Source organism: Streptomyces avermitilis MA-4680 = NBRC 14893 (assembly GCF_000009765.2).
GTDB lineage: Bacteria > Actinomycetota > Actinomycetes > Streptomycetales > Streptomycetaceae > Streptomyces > Streptomyces avermitilis.
In genome coordinates, this window is sequence record NC_003155.5 from 6,317,584 (window position 1) to 6,332,027 (window position 14,444).

11 protein-coding genes and 1 tRNA gene are annotated in these 14,444 nt (G+C 70.4%); 8 read left to right on the plus strand and 4 right to left on the minus strand.

Annotated features, from left to right (window positions below; translation table 11 throughout):
• The first annotated feature begins 55 nt into the window (after positions 1 to 55).
• From SAVERM_RS26895 to SAVERM_RS26920, 6 genes are all read left to right on the plus strand, one after another.
• On the plus strand, positions 56 to 1,342 hold the full coding sequence (locus tag SAVERM_RS26895) for an ROK family transcriptional regulator (RefSeq protein ID WP_010986616.1): 1,287 nt from the start codon (positions 56 to 58) through the stop codon (positions 1,340 to 1,342).
• Positions 1,343 to 1,753: 411 nt separating this feature from the next.
• Complete coding sequence (locus SAVERM_RS26900) at positions 1,754 to 2,623, plus strand: hypothetical protein (protein ID WP_048894319.1); 870 nt, start codon at positions 1,754 to 1,756, stop codon at positions 2,621 to 2,623.
• A gap of 101 nt (positions 2,624 to 2,724) precedes the next feature.
• Complete coding sequence (locus SAVERM_RS26905; protein ID WP_010986618.1) at positions 2,725 to 3,504, plus strand: HAD-IIA family hydrolase; 780 nt, start codon at positions 2,725 to 2,727, stop codon at positions 3,502 to 3,504.
• Between the two features lie 205 nt (positions 3,505 to 3,709).
• Positions 3,710 to 4,357, plus strand: a complete 648-nt coding sequence (locus SAVERM_RS26910; RefSeq protein ID WP_010986619.1) for a hypothetical protein — start codon at positions 3,710 to 3,712, stop codon at positions 4,355 to 4,357.
• 116 nt (positions 4,358 to 4,473) lie between these two features.
• On the plus strand, positions 4,474 to 5,139 hold the full coding sequence (locus SAVERM_RS26915) for a class F sortase (protein WP_010986620.1): 666 nt from the start codon (positions 4,474 to 4,476) through the stop codon (positions 5,137 to 5,139).
• Positions 5,140 to 5,465: 326 nt separating this feature from the next.
• A complete protein-coding gene (locus SAVERM_RS26920) occupies positions 5,466 to 6,482 on the plus strand; it encodes a glycoside hydrolase family 6 protein (protein WP_010986621.1) in 1,017 nt (338 codons plus the stop codon).
• A 120-nt stretch (positions 6,483 to 6,602) separates the two neighbouring features.
• Here SAVERM_RS26920 and glxA read toward each other — a convergent pair whose 3' ends face one another.
• From glxA to SAVERM_RS26940, 4 genes are all read right to left on the minus strand, one after another.
• Positions 6,603 to 8,540, minus strand: coding sequence for a radical copper oxidase GlxA (gene glxA / locus SAVERM_RS26925; protein WP_010986622.1), 1,938 nt, complete (start codon positions 8,538 to 8,540; stop codon positions 6,603 to 6,605).
• On the minus strand, positions 8,537 to 10,531 hold the full coding sequence (locus tag SAVERM_RS26930; RefSeq protein WP_010986623.1) for a glycosyltransferase family 2 protein: 1,995 nt from the start codon (positions 10,529 to 10,531) through the stop codon (positions 8,537 to 8,539). Before SAVERM_RS26930 ends, glxA begins: the two co-directional genes overlap by 4 nt.
• A 324-nt stretch (positions 10,532 to 10,855) precedes the next feature.
• A complete protein-coding gene (locus tag SAVERM_RS26935) occupies positions 10,856 to 11,557 on the minus strand; it encodes a FadR/GntR family transcriptional regulator (RefSeq protein WP_037649864.1) in 702 nt (233 codons plus the stop codon).
• A 64-nt stretch (positions 11,558 to 11,621) separates the two neighbouring features.
• Positions 11,622 to 11,695, minus strand: a tRNA-Lys gene (locus tag SAVERM_RS26940).
• A 229-nt stretch (positions 11,696 to 11,924) separates the two neighbouring features.
• Here SAVERM_RS26940 and SAVERM_RS26945 point away from each other — a divergent pair.
• Positions 11,925 to 13,124, plus strand: a complete 1,200-nt coding sequence (locus SAVERM_RS26945) for a peptidoglycan-binding protein (protein WP_010986625.1) — start codon at positions 11,925 to 11,927, stop codon at positions 13,122 to 13,124.
• Positions 13,125 to 13,170: 46 nt separating this feature from the next.
• Positions 13,171 to 14,367: an SPFH domain-containing protein gene (locus SAVERM_RS26950; protein ID WP_010986626.1), complete on the plus strand. Its 1,197-nt coding sequence runs from the start codon at positions 13,171 to 13,173 to the stop codon at positions 14,365 to 14,367.
• Positions 14,368 to 14,444: the final 77 nt, after the last annotated feature.

Here is a 14,444-nt window from a genome sequence, read left to right on the forward strand (position 1 = left end):
CCACTCATGGTTCTACTTTCGCAACGCTGTTGCCAAAGTGCAAGCGCGGGGGAGAATGGCCTACGTGAACAGGAGCAACGAGGAGTCGGGTGGGACGGCGGGCGCGAGGCCCGCAGTGGCGTCGGAGACGGGGGCCGGGGTGAAGCCGGGTGCGAAGTCGGGTGTGAAGGCGGGCGTCAATCTGCTGGGGCTGCGCGGGCACAACGCGGCGCTGGTGCTCGATCTGCTGCGCACCGCCGGGCCGGCCGGCATCAGCCGCCTCGAACTCGCCGAGCGGACCGGGCTGACCCCGCAGGCCGTCAGCAAGATCACCGCCCGGCTGCGGGCGGACGGTCTGGTGGCGGAGGCGGGCCGCCGCGCCTCGACGGGCGGCAAGCCGCGAACCGTGCTGTGCCTGGTGCCCGGCGCCGGACACGCGGTGGGGCTGCATCTGGACCGGGACGAGCTGCGGGCGCTGCTCTGCGATCTGACGGGTGCGGTGGTCGCGGAGCGCCGGGCGCCGCTGGACCTGGGGGCGGGCGCCGAGACCCTGGTGGAAGGGGCGGCGCGGGAGGTGGAGGCGCTGCTGGCGGCCGGGGGCTCGGTCTCGGTGCTCGGTGTCGGCGTCGCGCTGCCCGGACCGCTCGACCACGTGCACGGAGTGCTGCACCGGGTCACCGGGTTCCCCGAGTGGGACGGGTTTCCGCTGCGGGAGGCGCTGGCCCGGCGGCTGGGGGTGCCCGTGGTCATGGACAAGGACACGAACGCGGCGGCGCTGGGGCTGGCTGTGGGCGGGGTGGTCGAGGGCGATCACGAGGCCTACGGGGCGTACGGGGTGAACGGGGTGTACGCCCCGCCGTGGGGTTCCGCCGAATCCTCGGGGCCCGCGAGTTCCTCCGCGTCCTTCGCCTACCTGCACCTCGGGACCGGGCTCGGTGCCGGGCTCGTCATCGGTGGGGCCGTGCACCGGGGGGCCAGGACCGGGGCGGGGGAGTTCGGGCATCAGGTCATCCAGCTGGACGGACCGCCGTGCGGCTGCGGCAACCGCGGCTGCATCGAGGCGCTGTGCCTGGCCGCCGTGGCCCGCGGTGCCGTCGACGAGGCCGCGCGGGTCCTCGGCGCGGGCGCCGCGAATCTGGCCGGACTGCTCGACATCGACCTGGTACTGCTCGGCGGGCGTACCGTCGCCGCCCACCCCAAGGCGTTCGTCCGCGGGGTCGGCGCCGTTCTCGACGAACGCGCCCGCCGTGAGGGCACGACCGCGGCCGTTCCGGTACGCATCGCGCCGGGCGGGGAGCGCGGGGTCGCCGAGGGAGCGGCCCAGCTGCTGCTCGCGCCGCTGTTCGGGCGGGCGGACGGGTAACGGAGGGCGGCCGGAAGAAGGCGAGTTGTTCGGCTGACCGGGGGGAATTCGGACATCGGAAGGGGGGTGCAGGGCGTGGCGAGGCCCCGGAGCCGGGGTCCGATGCATATGGCAGTTCATATGTTCATGCGACTGCGCACGCTTTCGTCTCTGCCACTCGCCCTCGCCGCCGCAGCCCTCCTCGCGCAGGCGCCCACCCCGGCAGCCGCTCTCCCGGCGGTCCCCGTATCCGTGGACCGCGTATCCGTGGACCCCGTATCCGTGGACCCCGAATCGGCTGCCCACGAATCGGCTGCCCGCAGATCGACTGCCCTCGCATCAGCTGGCCCCAGACCGGCTGCCCTCGTATCGGCGGTCTCCAGCCCGGCGCCCTTCAGCCCGGCGGTCACCAACCCGGTGGCCTCCAGCCCGGTGGCCACCAGCCTGGCGGTCCCCCTCCCGGCGGACCGTAGCCCCACCTGCACCACCCCCGTCGTCGGCGCCTTCCCCCTCGCCACCCGCATTCACGGCGGCCCCGGCTCCTACGAGGCCGGTGGCGCCGAGGGCACCTGGTTCATCGACCTCAAGAACACCACCGCCCACCCGTGCGGGAACATCCACCCCGTCGTCGTACTCGTCGACGAGAAGCGCGTGCTGACCGTCACTCAGCCCCGGCTGGAGTTCTTCGAAGGGGCCCGCCCGCACCCCGTCACCTTCGAGCGCACCGACCAGGACGAGCTGGTCGGGGTCTTCGACGACGGTTTCCCCGGTTTCACGGTCGCGCCGGGACGGACGCTCACGGTCAAGGTGCGGCTCACGGTCGCCGCGGGCACCGTGCCCGACGCCGTGGTGGCGAACGCGGCGATCGTGCAGCGGCGGGGCGCCGACGGGGACTGGGTGGGGCAGTCGAACGACTACCGGTTCCAGGTCGTCGTCGACGCCGGCAACGGCGACGGCAACGCGAGCGACGGCAATGAGAGCGAGGGCAACGCGAGCGAGGGCAACGGCGACGGCACCGGGAGCGGTGACGGCACCGAGAACGGTGACGGCAACCTGAGCGGTGACGGCAACACGAGCGGTGACGGCGACACGAGCAGTGACGACAGCAACGCCGGTGACGGCAGCGCCTCCCCCGCGCCGACGGGGTCCCCGCTGCCGCGGGAGGACGGGGCCGAGGAGCTGGCCCGGACGGGGCCGCGGGCACCGCACGGGCTCGGGGCGGTGTTCGGAACCCTGCTGCTGGTCGTGGGCGGCGTCCTGCTGGCCGCGGCCGGCCCACTGCTCCACCGCAACCGCCGCTGACCGCCGCCGACCGCCGCCGACCGTCCCCCACCCTGATCGCTACGCTGGACGTCGACGCTGCTGGGACTCACGCAGCCACCGCGTACGGCAGGAGATCGCACATGGCAGAGCGCAAGCCCATCGAGTCATGGCTCACCGACATGGACGGTGTGCTCATCCACGAGGGCGTCCCGATCCCCGGCGCGGACGCCTTCATAAAGAAGCTGCGCGAGTCCGGCAAGCCCTTCCTCGTCCTCACCAACAACTCGATCTACACCCCGCGCGACCTGCACGCCCGCCTGCGGCGCATGGGCCTGGACGTGCCGGTCGAGAACATCTGGACCTCGGCGCTCGCCACCGCCCAGTTCCTCGGCGACCAGCGGCCCGACGGCACGGCGTACGTCATCGGCGAGGCCGGCCTGACCACGGCGCTGCACGACATCGGGTACGTGCTGACCGACCACGAGCCGGACTACGTGGTGCTCGGCGAGACCCGCACGTACTCCTTCGAGGCGATGACCCAGGCCGTCCGGCTGATCAACAAGGGGGCCCGCTTCATCTGTACCAACCCCGACGAGACCGGGCCGTCCGCCGAGGGCCCGCTGCCCGCCACGGGCGCCGTCGCGGCCCTGATCACCAAGGCGACCGGCAAGAAGCCGTACTTCGCGGGCAAGCCGAACCCGCTGATGATGCGCACCGGCCTGAACACCCTGGGGGCGCACTCCGAGACCAGCGCGATGATCGGCGACCGCATGGACACCGACGTGCTGGCCGGGATGGAGGCCGGGATGCAGACGTTCCTGGTGCTCACGGGCCTGACGGGACCCGACCAGGTCGAAAACTACCCGTACCGGCCCTCGAAGGTCGTCGACTCCATCGCGGACCTCGTCGACTGGATCTGATGGATCTCATGGAGCTCATGGATCTCATTGATCTGGTGGATCTGGTGGATCTGGTGGATCTGATGGATCGGAAACCCTGAACGCCGGGTTCGCAACGCGAGGGCCCGGTCTGAAACCCGAAGCACCCGTACGGAGCAGTCGGCCCCGCTCTGCGGATGCGGGACCGCGCCCCGAGGAGGAGTCTCCAGGTATCTGGAGGTTCACGATGGGTTCATTGCGACTCACTGTCTGTACGGGCGCGGTCGTCGCGGCCGCTCTCACCCCCACGTCGTACGCGGCGGCCTCGACGGGCGTCGGCGTGTCCCCGGCGTCCCCCGCCCCGGGCAGCGACATCAGGCTCGCGGCGCGGGGCTGCGACGGCAGGACCGGCACGGCGGCATCGGACGCGTTCGTGGCGGACACGCCACTCGTCGGCAAGGACGGCGTCCTCGTCGGCGAGAGCCGGGTCCGTACGCTGCTGGCGCCCGGCAGCTACGACGTCCTGATCAGCTGCGACGGCCGTGACGACAAGGTCAGGGCCGCGCTCACCGTCGCCGGGGCGTCCCCGGCGACCCCCGCCGAGGCCCCGACGGCGCCCCTTTCCCCGGCCGCGCCCCTCTCCTCGGCCGTGCCCCCTTCCCCCGCGGCGCCCCTCTCTCCTGTCGAGCCCCTCTCCTCTGTCGCGCCCCTCTCCTCGGCCGCGCCCGCCTCTCCGGTCGCGCCCGTGAACGCGGGCGGCGGCGGCACGGCACACCTCGCGTCCGAGAAAGCCCGGGAGACCGGCGCCGGGAACGTCCTCGTCGGCCTCGCCCTCGCGGGCATCGCCGCGTGCGCGGTACGCGGCGCCGCCCGCCGGAACCGCGGAACGAACTGACCGGAGCGGGCCGGGCTGACCGGAACAGGGAGCGGAACGGACAGAGCGAAACGGGCTGAACGCCATGACCGAGATGACGCGGCCGTACGGCCGTACGGCCGGAAGCGGTGAGTGACATGTCCGACCGGGAGCGTTCCTCCGGTAACGGTCGTCTGCTGATGGGCATCTCCTGGGCGGTGCTGCTGCTCGGACTGTGGCTGTGGGGCCGGCAGGTGACCGACGTACCGCCGGGGATGTCCGCGCGGACCACCGGGGACGTGGCGGCGGTCGGGCGGCCGCTCGAAGTGGAACTGCCGCACTCCGCCGAACCGCTCGGGGAGGCGCTGCCGCAGCGCGTCGACATCCCGGCGATGGGCGTGCAGGCCCCCGTGGTGGCGCGCGGCCTCGACGGGCACGGCGCCGTGCAGCCACCGCCGTTCGACCAGCCGGGAGTCGTCGGCTGGTACGCGGCCGGGGTGAAACCCGGGGCGGCCGGGACCGCCCTCTTCGTGGGGCACGTCGACACCGAGACCCGGCCCGCCATTTTCTACAAGCTCAGCACGCTGCGGCCCGGCGACGCGGTCCGGGTGGTCCGTGACGACGGCCGGGTCGCCGAGTTCACCGTGGACGACGTACAGGTCCTCGCCCGCGACCGCTTCGACGCCCAGCAGGCCTACGGACCGAGAAAGCCGGGCCGGGCCGAACTGCGGATGATCACCTGCGGCGGTTCCTTCGACCGCGACAGCGGCGGCTACACGGCGAACGTGGTGGTCAACGCCTACCTGACGGGCAGCGGACCGTAGCGGCTCGCGCACACGTACCTGGCCCGGCCGACGGCCCGCTCCCCCCGGGGCCGCCGACCGGACCGGTCCTCGACCGCGCGCGCACGGGCTGCGGGAGTAACCCGGCGTCGGCGCGGGAGGTGTGGGGGTCGATCCAGGTGTCGCGGATGGCGCGAACAGGCCGGGGGCCAGGGCTGTCGGGGGCCACTCTAGAACGTATGAGCGCTGCGGCCTAGGGGGCGTTCGGGGCTGTAACAGCTCACCGACAAGGGTTGATTGTCGCCTTCGGTGACGCAACACCTATGTCAGGATTGAGACTTCGGGCAGTACACCCAAGGGGGAGTTGGATGTACGGGAAGAGGGGGGCCGGGGCACTGGCGGCCGTGGCGTTGGCGGGGGCCGCGCTGCTGCTGGCGGGGTGTTCCGCTCCCGAGGACAACAGCAAGAAGGGCGGCGGGGGCGCTGACATCGCGCAGCGGCCGAAAGGCTCGGACCCGTTCTGGGTCAACCCCGAGGGGAACGCGGCCGAGCAGCTCGCCACCTACGCGAGAGCGGGCAGGAAGGACGACGCCGAGCAAATCCGGAAGATAGCGGAGCAGCCGACGGGGGAGTGGATCGGGCCGGAGAACCCGGAAGCGGAGGCGCGCGGTTACACGGAGGCCGCGGAGAAGGCGGACCGCACCGCGCTCCTCGTCCTCTACAACATTCCGCACCGCGACTGCGGGCAGTTCTCGCAGGGCGGCGCCGCGGACGGCGACGCGTACCGGGCCTGGATCGACGGCGTGACCAAGGGCATCGGGGACCGGAACACGACGGTGGTCCTGGAGCCGGACGCGCTGCTGCACATCGTCGACGGCTGCACGCCGGACGAGTTCCACGAGGAGCGCTACGACCTGCTCAAGGGCGCGATCGCCAAGCTCGGAGCGCTGAAGAACACCAAGGTCTACCTGGACGCGGGCAACGCGGGCTGGGGCCACCCCGACCAGATCTTCCAGCCGCTCCAGCGGGCGGGCGTCGACCGGGCCGACGGCTTCGCGGTCAACGTCTCCAACTTCTACACGACGCGGGACTCCATCGCGTACGGCAAGCAGCTGTCGGCGAAGGTCGGCGACAAGCACTTCGTGATCGACACGAGCCGCAACGGCAACGGGCCGTACACGGCGGGCAAGGCGGACGAGAACTGGTGCAACCCGCCGGGGCGGGCGCTGGGCGAGACCCCGTCCACGAAGACGGCCGATCCGCTGGTGGACGCGTATGTGTGGGTCAAACGCCCGGGCGAGTCGGACGGCACGTGCAAGGGCGGCCCGAAGGCGGGCGAGTGGTGGTCCGACTATGCGCTGAAGCTGGCCCGCGCGTCCAAGTAGCCAGTAGGTGACGGGTAGCTCGTACGTGACGGGTTGCCCGTACGAGACGGGAAGCCCGTACGTGACTGGGGGCGCCCTCCGCTGCGGAGGGCGCCCCCAGTCACGTATGAGCGCGGGAGGTCAGGGAACCCGCACCCACTGGGCCTTGCTCGGGGTCCCCTGGTCGTCCGTCACGAACAGCATGTACCAGCCGGATTCGACCAGGTTGCGGTTCTTCGGGACGGTCACCGTGATGCCGTCCTTCGACTTCTTGAAGTCCAGCGCGATCGACCGCTGGTCCACGTCCGTGACGTGCGTGGACGCGCTCGGGCGGATCAGGCGCGCCGTCTTGATGGACGACGCGTGCGCCGACTTGAACGTGCCCGACGCCCCGCGTGCGAGGGTCCCCGGGCCGCCCGAGAGGGAGGGCCGTGAGTCCCGGTAGACGTACGGCGGGGTGTAGATCTCGATGCGCTGCTCGAACACGCCGGGCTTGGTGTTCGCCTTGTCCGCGTACAGCGAGTCGGAGCCGAAGAACATCACCCGGCCGTCGGGCAGCAGGATCGACCCCGAGTGGTAGTTGCGGCCCACCAGCGGGTCGGCGACGCGCTTGAAGCCGTTCGTCTTCGCGTCGTAGATCCGGGCCTGGAGGATGTTCGAGTCGCCGCGTCCGCGGTAGTCCTGCGAGCCGCCGGAGACCAGGACCGTGTCGTCGGGGAGGATCGAGGACTGCGGGTAGCGCGTGCCCTTCTCCAGCGTCGGCCCGTCCACGAAGCGCGGGTTCTTCGCCTTGAGGTCGATGAGCCGCGTCCGGTTGCTGGACAGCTTGGACTCGCCGACCCCGCCGCCCCCGACGACCATGTACTTCTCGTCCTGCGCCGGCGGCAGCAGCACGGTCCCGGCCGTCTCCAGCATGTTCTTGTCGCTCAGCCCGGGGAGCTTGGTGAACTTGTTGCTCGCCAGGTCCCAGACGCCGGGGTCACGGCCCACGTCGTCAGGGCCGTATCCGGCGTTCGCGCCCGAGTAGAACAGCTCGCCGTTCTGCATCAGCGAGATCGCCGGGTACGTCGGGAACTGCCGGACGCCCTTCGTGTACGTCCACTTCTTGGTCTTCGGGTCGAACACCTCGTTCTTGCCCGGCACCAGCTGACCGATCTCGTCCAGGCCGGAGAGGCTGAGGACCCTGCCGTCGGACAGGGTGGTCAGCGTCGGATACCAGCGGGCCTCGTTCATCGGGTCGACCTTGATGTACTTCTCGGCGACCGGGTCGAACTCGAAGGCGTCCCTGATCCCCTGGAAGTCCTTCTTGTCGAGGGCGAGCTTCTGGGCGATGCCGTAGGTGTTGCGGGCGCTCGCGCCGGCCAGGCCCCCGATGCGGTAGTTGTCCTGCGTGCCGGTCTCGTACTTCTGCCCGCTGCGCTGCGCCTCGACGTAGATGCGGCCGAGGCCCGGGTCGTTGCGCAGGAACCTGCCCGTCGCCTTGTCGAAGACCTTCTTCGCGCGCGGTACGAGCACCGGGTCCTTCGACACGAACGTCTTGCCGTTCCGCTTGCCGGTGAACGCGGTGCCCGCGGGCAGGGTGATCGGCTTGTCCGGGTTCTCGTTGTGGACGATCATCAGGCCGCCGGCCCTGGTGACGTCACCCTTCAGCTTCTCGTACCGCTTGGTGCCGCCCGCGATGAGCAGATTGCCGTTCGCGAGCTGTGTGTGGCCCGTGCAGAAGAGGTCCTTCGGCGTCGGGATCTTCTTGATGGTGCGCTTTTCCGGGTCCCAGATCCGGGTGTCGAACTTCTTCGCGTCGAAGTTGTCCTGGTTGTTGCCCGAGCCCGCGATCAGCAGGATCTTGCCCGTGTGCAGGAGCGCGGCGTGGATCGTGTTCAGCCGGTACTCCTCGGGGAAGTCGATGACGTCCCAGTGGCCGTTGGCGGCTTTGTACTCGGGCTTGTTGATCGTGTACTGGTGGTATTTCTCCGTTCCGAAGCGGTACAGCCACGGCCCGTTCATCCCGGCCAGTGCGAGGACCACCGCCCCGCTTATCGCGATGCGACGAGCGCGGCGGCGGCCGGCCTGGTCCTTCATTTCTTGTGTCCCCCAAGGGCGATCTGCATGGTCTGGTCATTCCCCGCGGCCGTGGAGTCCGCGGAGCCGGCGGAGCCCGTGGCGTTCCCCGCGTCCGCGGCCCAGCTGGGCTTGGGCCGCGCGTGCGCCGGAGCGGGCTGCGGCGGTGTCACCGGGGCGTCCGGCGGCTCGGCCGGGTCGGCCACGGCGGCCGGCCGCCGCTTCGCCTGCCGCAGCGTCCAGCGCCACGCGAGGATCGGCGACGCCGTGATCAGCAGGGCGAACGAGGCCCAGGTGATCATCGCCGGGTGGGCGTGGCCGAGGAACAGGCCGGCGGCGATCGAACCGGCGAAGACCAGGATGAAGAACAGATGGATCCGGAAGGTCCCGAACAGCGTGTCCGGGCTCGCCGAATCACCCTTGGGGGTCACCACGAACTTGCTCTTGCGCCGCAGCACGGCGTCCATCAGCGAGCGGGCGTAGACCGGCGCGGAGAGCGCCGACATGATCATGCCCGCCACACCGCCGGAGCCCTCGGGCTCGTGCGGGGAGACGTTGTGCCGGCGGTTCCAGACGTACAGGCCGATCTGCAGCGCGGACGCGTTGCCGTACAGCATCAGCCAGACCGTCGGGTCGATGTTCACGCCCGAGGCGCCCAGGCCCAGGAACAGCGCGCAGCTCAGCGCCGCGAGGATCCAGTTGAGGGCCGACATCGGGTAGAAGATGATCATCATGGTGTAGTTGAAGAGCTTGCTCGGCGGCAGCGAGTAGAAGCCCTTCCAGTACTGCTTGAGGATCGTCTCGTACGTGCCCCGGGACCAGCGCAGCTGCTGGGTGAAGAAGTCCGTCCAGGCGTTCGGACCCTCGCCGACCGCGAGGACGTCCGGGGTGTAGACCGAGCGCCACTTCTTGCCCGTGGCGGGGTTCTTGTGGCGGTGGATCTCGAAGCCGGTCGCCATGTCCTCGGTGATCGAGTCGTACAGACCGCCGATCTGCTTCAGCGCCTTGATGCGTACGGCGTTGGAGGTGCCCACGAACATCGGCGCGCCGTAGGCGTTGCCGGCCCGCTGGATCAGGGCGTGGAAGAGGAACTGCTGGGACTCGGCGGCCTTGGTGATCGGGTTGTCGTAGTTGCCGTACACCTGCGGGCCGATGACGAAGCCGACGTCCGGGTCACGGAAGAAGCCGAGCATCCGCTCCAGATAGTTGGGCAGCGGCACATGGTCGGTGTCGACCGAGGCGAAGTAGTCGTAGTCGTCGCCGTGGGCTTCCAGCCAGGCGTTGTAGTTGCCGTGCTTGGTCTTGGCGCGGTGCGGACCCTTGGCCTGGTTCCACTTGGCGACGCCCTTGCGGGAGAAGTGGTGCACGCCCAGGCGCTCGCAGACCGCCTTCACCTCCGCGTCGTCGCCCTCGTCCAGGAGCCAGATGTGCAGAAGGCCCCGGTGGCGCAGCCGGACGGCCGCCTCCAGGGTCTTCGTCACCATCTCCAGCGGCTCCTTGCCGGGCACGAAGGAGGTCAGGAAGGCCACTCTGGTGCCGGTCTCGGGCACCACCGGGATCGGGTCGCGGGCGACCAGGGTGGCGTGCGCGTTCGACAGCACGTTCATACAGCGGAAGAACTCGATCAGACCGATCGAGACCAGCATCACTATGTCGAGAGCCGGCAGGAAGTCGTAGGCGGGATAGTCCCGTTCGGTCCAGTGTTCGGGCTGGAGCAGCCAGCCGAGCAGGACCAGTGACAGCAGCGGTGCCGCGCCCAGCATGAGCGCGGCGCGCAGGCGGTGCGGCTCCTGCGAGAGCAGCGTGCGGTACTGCACCTTGTACGGCTGGTGCGGGTCGGGCTGGGTGAGCGGACCCGCGAGACGGCTGTAGTGCTCGTAGTCGTATCTCGGCAGGTTCTTCTTGATTCTGCGGAAGCTGCCCGTGTTGCCGGATCTGTGACCCGGCACCCTGAGCTGGGTCGTCTCTGACGGATCGAAGTTCTGTCGGGCGCCCGTCGGCGTCGACGTCATGAGTCATTCCCCCCAACACGCAAGGTCAGATGCGTGTTCGTCGGTCTTTCGCCCGCTTTGGTCCCCCTCGACCGTGGCGGACGGATCAGTGGCAGGTCGGTGTCACCACGTCATCCACACGGGAAAGACATGGAAACGAGACCTTCCGGTTGCATGATTCCCACTCTCGGCATCCGCTCATGGGGCCCCCATCCATCCCCATCGCGCGTCGCAACCGGACCGTGCCCCCAACTGCCGTGCATCGGCAGTCCCTTGGAGCCCAGGGTTCTATGGTGTCCGGCTTGATCGCAAGACGCGAAACGCGGTGTTTACCGGTCATACGCGCTAATTGGGACGCCTTGTGGGTGCGATTGGTTCCGTTGAGGCCAGCCGTGTACGGATGTTGCCGAAGTGCTCCCTTATCGCCTCCTCCGCCCGTATGGAATCCCCCGAGCGGACCGCGTCGAGGATCTCCCGGTGCTGCCGACAGGTGACCCGTGGGTCCTGCGGCACGTCCGCCAGATCGGTGCGTACGCGGTGGAAGGCGTCCCAGAAGGCCTCCAGGACCTCGCTCAGCAATACATTGCCAAGGCCCCGGTAGAGGGTGGCGTGAAAGGCGCGGTCCGTCTCGGCGAGGCCGGCTCCTTCGGCGGCCTCCCTCTCCATACGGTCGACGAGGCCATCCAGTTCAACGAGATCCCGCGGCGCGACCCGGCCGGCGAGCCGCGAGACGAGCCCGGTCTCCATCGCCTCGCGCAGTTCCAGGAGCTGGAGCAGGGAGTCCTCGCCGCGACGGTGCCCGGCGACCGTGCGGAAGGCGAGCCCCTCGATCATCGGGGCCATGGACATCGGCCCGACGTACGTCCCGAAGCCGTGCCGGATCTCGACGATGCCCATCGCCTGGAGCGCCTTGAGGGCCTCGCGCACGGAGTTCCGGCTGGCGCCGAGCAGCTTCATCAGTTCGGGCTCGGTCGGCAGCACGGCCCCCGAGGGCAGCCGCCGGTCGATGATGAGCTTCTTGATCCGCTCTTGCAGGTCGCGCGCCATGGCGAGAGGGTATCCGGCCAAACGGCGGAAGGCCCCTCGCTGCTGCGAGAGGCCTTCCGGTCGGTGCGCCGCCAGGGACTCGAACCCCGGACCCGCTGATTAAGAGTCAGCTGCTCTAACCAACTGAGCTAGCGGCGCCCGCTGACCCGAGAACTCTACCCGACTCCGAGCGGTGCTCCCGACGGCAGGGCGGGCCGGGGCGGCGTCCGGCAGCCGTTCGGGAGACCGGCCGGGAGGCCCTCCGGGAGGGCCCGTACATCATTCGGACCGTCAGCATGCGACATCGGACGACAGTTGAGAAACTGCGACCGTGCAGAAGCGAGGTTACTTCCACCGGGATACCCGCCCGGAGTGTGAGGGGAATCGCATGGCGACTCCGGAATTCGAGGAATTCGATCCCGCGAGCGGCTGCGACTGCCCCGGCTGTGTTCACTGGCATCGCGCCGGGGGTGCCCCCTCGGGAGGTCGTCCGAGGGCGGGGGAGTCCCCTTTCGCGCTGTCGGGACAGCTCGTCCGCCCGGCGGCCCGCGGAGCGCTGGTCCTGGCCGCGGTGGCCGGTGCGGTCCTTGGCGCAAGCCACTCGATGCCGGCCGTCGCCGCCGCTCACGGCCCCGTTCGGCCGGGCGTTCCCGCAGGTGACGAGCCCCAGAACCCACAGGGGGGCAAGGCTCCGCTGCATGGCCCCGGCGGCCGCCCCGCAACCGTGAAAGCGCCCCCGACCACCCGGGCCGCGATCATCGACCGGGCCAGGACATGGACCGCCGCGGAGATCCCGTACAGCATGAGCGCCTACTGGTCCGACGGGTACCGCCAGGACTGCTCGGGCTTTGTCTCGATGGCCTGGAACCTCGGCGACAACGAATGGACGGGCAGCCTGGACAAGTTCGGCGTCCGCATTTCGAAGGAGGAGATCAAGCCCGGCGACATTCTCCTCTTCCATAATCCCGACAACCCGGAGAAGGGCTCGCACGTCGTCCTTTTCGGCGGCTGGACGGACTACACGCACACGGAATACCTCGCCTACGAGGAAACGCCCCCGGTCGCCCGGATGCAGGCCACTCCGTACGCCTACTGGAGCAATTCCGACAGCTATGTGGCGTACCGCTACATGAGCGTGCTGGAGGACGTGGGCGTTTCGGGGTCCCCCGCGGCCGTGCCCCTGGAAGTGGTTCCCGACTACCCGGGCGACGCCTACTTCGGGCCGGGTGCCGACAACCGTTACGTCACCCAGCTCGGCCGGCTCCTCGTCGACCGCGGCGGGGCCCGCTTCTACGCCACCGGGCCGGGCCCGCGCTGGTCGGACGCGGACAGCCGGGCCACCCAGGCGTTCCAGGAGGCGCAGGGCTGGCAAGGGGCGGGGGCGGACGGGCTGCCGGACCCGACGACCTGGGCCTACCTGCTGGAAAGGAAGGGGCGGGACATTCCGCCGGCCGACAGCTCCGGGGTCACGGGCAGCCCGGTGGGGGACCGGCGGAGCGTCGAGGCGTTCCCGCGCGCCAAGGGCCGGCGCGGTGGTGCGGCCGACGGCCACCCGGGGCCCGAGGCCTGGCGGCGGCTGTTCGCCTGACGCGGCTCATGACCACACTTCCACGCGCGGAGGCATGGAGGCACGTATGACTACGACAACGTCGAACACGCCGGAGTCCGAAGGCCCGCCGCACAACGGCGCTCCGCGGCCCGCCCGGCTCATCCACAACGAGTCGACCACCGAGATCCCCGTCCATCTCCTCTTCCGGGACGACCCCGACCCCGACCCCGACCCCGTCTCCGTGCCGCCGGCGCCCGCCGTCGTGGGGCGCCGGCGCGGCACCGGTGAACAGCCGCGCCTACGCCGGTCCGTCCCGGTCAGGGAGCGCCCGGTGCCGGTCGTCGATCCGGAGCTGGTGGAACGCCCCGCACGGGTGCTGCCCGGCGCGGCGGGCGTACTGGCCGGCGTCTGCGGGGTGGCCGGCTGTGTCGTCACCTCGTGGTGGTCGGGCGTCCTGCCGCCGGTCGCGGCACGGGTGCTGCAGAGTCTGTCCGGGGACGTCGCGCACCAGTTGGGCGGCGCGCTGCCCTGGTACGAGGGTGCCGGGCTCGGTCCCGCCCAGTGGGCCGCGTACGCCGGAGCCGGGGCGCTCGGTCTGTTCGGCTTCGGCGGCCTGGCCCGCGGCTGCACCGGACGGGCCTGGGTGCTCGGCCTCTTCGGCCGCTACCGGGGCACCATCCGGCGCACCGGGCTGATGTGGGTGAACCCGCTGCTGCTGCGCCGCCGTGTCGACGTAAGGCTGCGGCACTGGCGCAGCGAGCCGATGCCGGCGGTCGACGCCAACGGGGTGCCGCTGCGGGTGGTCGTCCTGGTCACCTGGCGGGTCAAGGACACCGCGCGGGCCCTGCTCGGCATCGACGACCACCAGACCTATCTGCGCGAGTGCGTGGAGTCGGCGCTCGCTCGGGTGCTCCCGCAGGTTCCGGCCGAGGCGCCCGTCGTGAAGGACACGGTGAGCCTGCGCAACGTCGACGCGGTCGGCGACACGCTCACCCGCCTGGTGGCGGCGGACGCGGCGCCGGTGGGCCTGGAGGTGTTCTCGGCGCAGCCGACGCGGATCGAGTACGCCCCCGAGGTCGCGGCGCGGATGCAGCGCCGCCGGATCGCCGCGCTGGACGCCCAGCACCGGGACACGGTGCTCACCTCGGTCGTCGACTCGGTCCAGGACACGGTGACGCGGCTGACCATGCGCGGCCTGGTCGAGCTCGACGACTACGAGCGCAAGGCACTCGTGAAGGACCTGACGGTGGCGTTCTACACGGGACACAGAGAATCGTCGTGATTGGTATGGACATGTTGAACTCACACCAATAATCTGAGACTTGGTCTAGACCTGAACACCGCGCGCGCAGCTCACGA

Bases quoted from the DNA above. Each gene is read 5' to 3' on its own strand.
- SAVERM_RS26895 (WP_010986616.1), top strand. From the start codon at position 56: ATGGCCTACGTGAACAGGAGCAACGAGGAGTCGGGTGGGACGGCGGGC.
- SAVERM_RS26905 (WP_010986618.1), top strand. From the start codon at position 2,725: ATGGCAGAGCGCAAGCCCATCGAGTCATGGCTCACCGACATGGACGGT.
- SAVERM_RS26910 (WP_010986619.1), top strand. From the start codon at position 3,710: ATGGGTTCATTGCGACTCACTGTCTGTACGGGCGCGGTCGTCGCGGCC.
- SAVERM_RS26915 (WP_010986620.1), top strand. From the start codon at position 4,474: ATGTCCGACCGGGAGCGTTCCTCCGGTAACGGTCGTCTGCTGATGGGC.
- SAVERM_RS26920 (WP_010986621.1), top strand. From the start codon at position 5,466: ATGTACGGGAAGAGGGGGGCCGGGGCACTGGCGGCCGTGGCGTTGGCG.
- glxA (WP_010986622.1), bottom strand. From the start codon at position 8,540: ATGAAGGACCAGGCCGGCCGCCGCCGCGCTCGTCGCATCGCGATAAGC.
- SAVERM_RS26930 (WP_010986623.1), bottom strand. From the start codon at position 10,531: ATGACGTCGACGCCGACGGGCGCCCGACAGAACTTCGATCCGTCAGAG.
- SAVERM_RS26935 (WP_037649864.1), bottom strand. From the start codon at position 11,557: ATGGCGCGCGACCTGCAAGAGCGGATCAAGAAGCTCATCATCGACCGG.
- SAVERM_RS26945 (WP_010986625.1), top strand. From the start codon at position 11,925: ATGGCGACTCCGGAATTCGAGGAATTCGATCCCGCGAGCGGCTGCGAC.
- SAVERM_RS26950 (WP_010986626.1), top strand. From the start codon at position 13,171: ATGACTACGACAACGTCGAACACGCCGGAGTCCGAAGGCCCGCCGCAC.